The sequence below is a fragment of the Variovorax sp. P4_D9 genome (assembly GCF_056401695.1).
On the sequence record NZ_JBFUIU010001093.1, the window covers coordinates 1 to 2,452 of the forward strand.

The window sequence follows — 2,452 nt, forward strand, 5'->3', positions numbered from 1 at the left end:
GGGTTTGATGCAGGACCAACCGTTGCTGATCTCGTCGCTGATCGAGTTCGCCGAGCGCCACCATGGCGACGCCGAAATCGTCTCGCGGCGGGTCGAAGGCGACATCCACCGGACGACGTGGCGCGAGATCGCCGCGCGCTCGCGCCAGGTGGCCAACGCCCTCGAGGACGAGCAGCTTATTTTCAGCGACCGCGTCGCCACGCTGGCGTGGAACGGCTACCGCCACCTGGAGCTGTACTACGGCGTGAGCGGTTCCGGCCGCGTGCTGCACACCATCAACCCGCGGCTGCATCCCGACCAGATCGCCTGGATCGCGAACCATGCGGAGGACCAGATCCTCTGCTTCGACCTCTCGTTCCTGCCGCTGGTGCAGGCGGTTCATGCCAAGTGCACCACGATCCGGAAATGGATTGCACTGTGTGATGCCGACAAGTTGCCGGCTGACAGCGGCGTGCCCAACCTGGTGAGCTACGAGGTCTGGATGGGCCAGCGTTCGAAGGTCTACCCGTGGCCGTCCTTCGACGAGAACTCGGCCTCGAGCATGTGCTACACGAGCGGCACCACGGGCAATCCCAAGGCTGCCCTGTACAGCCACCGCTCGACCTTGCTGCATGCCTATGCCGCGGCGCTGCCCGACGTCATGTGCATCTCGGCGCGCGATTCGGTGCTGCCGGTGGTGCCGATGTTCCACGTCAACGCCTGGGGCATCCCTTATTCGGCCGCGCTGGTCGGTGCCAAGGTGGTGTTTCCCGGCCCGGCGCTGGATGGCAAATCGGTCTACGAACTGATCGAGGCCGAGAAGGTGAGCTTCGCCGCCGGCGTGCCGACCGTCTGGCAGATGCTGCTCGGACATCTGCAGGCCAACGGCCTCAGGTTCTCGACCCTGAAGCGCACCGTGATCGGCGGCTCGGCCTGTCCGCCGGCCATGATCCACGCCTTCCAGGAACTCTACGGGGTCGAGGTGCTGCACGCCTGGGGCATGACCGAGATGTCGCCGCTGGGCACCTTGTGCACGCTCAAGAACAAGCACCTGCTCCAGACACCCGAGCAGCAGACCGCCATCCGCATGAAGCAGGGACGCGCGATCTTCGGCGTCGACATGAAGATCATCGATGGCAACGGCGAGGAACTGCCCTGGGACGGCAAGGCCTACGGTGACCTGCTGGTCAAGGGACCGTGGGTGGTCAAAGAGTATTTCAAGGGCGAAGGCGGCAACCCGCTGGTGCCCGATGCCGAGGGCCGGGGCTGGTTCCCGACCGGCGACGTCGCGACCATCGACGCCGACGGCTTCCTGCAGATCACCGATCGCAGCAAGGACGTGATCAAGTCCGGCGGCGAATGGATCAGTTCGATCGACATCGAGAACATCGCGGTCGCGCATCCGGCGATCGCGATGGCCGCCTGCATTGGCGTGGCGCATCCTAAGTGGGACGAGCGGCCGATCGTGGTGGTGGTGAAGAAGCCCGGCGTCGAGGTCTCGCGCGACGAACTGATCGCCTTCTTCCAGGGCAAGACAGCCAAGTGGCAGATTCCCGACGACGTGGTGTTCCTGGATGCGATCCCGATCGGCGCCACCGGCAAGATCCTGAAGACCCGCCTGCGCGAAGTGCTGCGCGACTACAAGCTACCGGGCCTCTGAGGGAAGCTACTGACGGGTAGGTTTTTATCGGGCGCGTGTCGCATGGGTGATAGTTTGAGAGCCTGCGCGCGCCCGTTACGGGCATTCCCTGAGGGGTGCTCCTGCAAAGACTTGTACGCTCAGCCCGTGTTTGAACGACCACCGATCCAGGAGACGACTTCCATGAAATTTGCACTCAAGTTCCTTGCTGCGAGCGTGATGCTGGCCTCTGCCGCGGGGGCATTTGCCCAGAAGGGCGAAACCGTCAAGATCGCCATGATCGAGGGTCTTTCGGGACCTTTCGCCAACGTCGGTCAGAACCAGCTCAAGAGCTGGCAGTTCGTGGCCGAGCACCTGACGCCGGAAGAGAATCCGGCCGGAGTCAAGTTCGAGATCACCGGCATGGACAGCAAGAGTTCCCCGCAGGAGGCGCTGAATCTGTTGAAGTCCGCCAGCGATCAGGGCTACCGCTACATCACGCAGGGCAACGGTTCGAACGTCGCGGTGCCGCTGTCCGATGCGGTCGGCAAGGCCAACGAACGCAACCCTGGCAAGGAAATCATCTATCTGAACTACGCGGCAGTCGACCCGGTCCTGACCAACGACAAGTGCAACTATTGGCACTTTCGACTCGACGCTGACACTTCGATGAAGATGGAGGCGCTGACCACCTTCATGAAAGATCAGCCGAACGTCAAGAAGGTCTACCTGATCAACCAGAACTACTCGCATGGCCAGCAGGTCGCCAAGTATTTCAAGGAAGGGCTGGCGCGCAAGCGGCCGGACGTCCAGATCGTGGGCGATGATCTGCACCCCCTCGGGCAGGTCAAGGAC

2 protein-coding genes are annotated in these 2,452 nt (G+C 63.0%); both read left to right on the plus strand.

Annotated elements, in window-relative coordinates:
- Positions 1-1,639, plus strand: a 1,639-nt coding sequence (locus AC1DY5_RS51360) for a 3-(methylthio)propionyl-CoA ligase (RefSeq protein WP_478121972.1), incomplete at its 5' end; no start/stop codon positions are given.
- 162 nt (positions 1,640-1,801) lie between these two features.
- Positions 1,802-2,452, plus strand: a 651-nt coding sequence (locus AC1DY5_RS51365; protein ID WP_478121973.1) for an ABC transporter substrate-binding protein, incomplete at its 3' end; no start/stop codon positions are given.